Annotated in this window: 1 protein-coding gene and 1 pseudogene; both read right to left on the reverse strand. The window is 40.4% G+C overall.

Going from position 1 to position 1,157, the window contains the following annotated elements; translation table 11 throughout:
- Positions 1-64 (reverse strand): hypothetical protein (locus PCY71_RS14915; RefSeq protein ID WP_301412814.1); only part of this gene is annotated, 64 nt, incomplete at its 3' end.
- Between the two features lie 137 nt (positions 65-201).
- Positions 202-1,134, reverse strand: a pseudogene (locus PCY71_RS14920) (cell wall protein); the annotation flags it as partial.
- Positions 1,135-1,157: the final 23 nt, after the last annotated feature.

Consider the following 1,157-nt stretch of genomic DNA (forward strand, 5'->3'; position numbering starts at 1 on the left):
TAAAGTCTAATTTTTGGACTTTAGGAGTAGCTGCTTGGTCACCATTTTCATAAACATACTTGATGGTCTCTGTGACAGTCTTTGTTTCTTCAACTGGAGCTGTCTTATGACGTAGATGAACTTCAAATTTTTGATAATTTGATAAGTAGTATTGTAAGTTACACCATCTGCTGGATAATTATCTGAAACTAATTCATAATTTTTATCCGTATATTTTTTAATTGTTTCAGTTGTCCTGTAAGCATCCGTTGTGTTGTAATCACCAGTTAATTCTTTTGTTTCAAGAGTTGCACCCGTCGTATCATCTATATAGCGAACTTGGGCTTTTTCTTGATTAGCTGTATAAACAACTGTCTTTTCGATATCATCGCTGTCACCTGTAATCCCCTCTACTGCTGCAACAATTGGCTTATCAGCTGTATAACCTGTAATCGTTGGGGAGGTTACTGCTGCGAACGTTCCTGTAACCGGAGACCAAGCTCCTTTAGTGGAACGTTTTGTCACTTCATCTGTTTTCACTTCTCTAGTAAAACTCAATGAAGTACTACGACTTGGGCTTGCTTGGCTACCATTCTTATAAACATAATGAATGGTTTCTTTAACGGTTTTAATCTCACTAGATGTTGTTACCTTGTGTTTCAAGTGAACCGTCACGTTTTGATCATGACTGCTATCAAGATCAAACTTAGCTGGAAGTGGGTCTTTTGAAACCAATTCATAGCCTTGGGCCAGATAAGCTGATACAACCGTATCGTATTTCCTTTGCGCTGCTGCTGGAAGAGCTGCATCCGACTCACCAGTCGTTAATTCCACTTGGTGTTCTAGAGTCGTACCTGTTGTATCATCAACGACCGTGTAAGTCACTCGTTGCGTTTGGATAGTGTAATGCACATCCTTGACAATATCCTCTTGAGTGACTGTCTCTGATGGAACAGTCGCAACATCTACCCTATAACCTGGAATCACTGGGGATGGCACAGCATCATAATTAGTTTTGTCACTGGTCCAAGCTGTAGCCGAAACTTCAGTACCTGTGATCTTATCTTTCGTTACTGTGCGTGTCCACGTTGCTGTTTGTACATTATTAGCTGGCGTTTGACTACCCGCTCCATGATAACGAACTGTCAAGCTCACTTTCTTGGTTTCTTGGATATCAG

It is taken from the genome of Streptococcus sp. SN3, assembly GCF_030439905.1.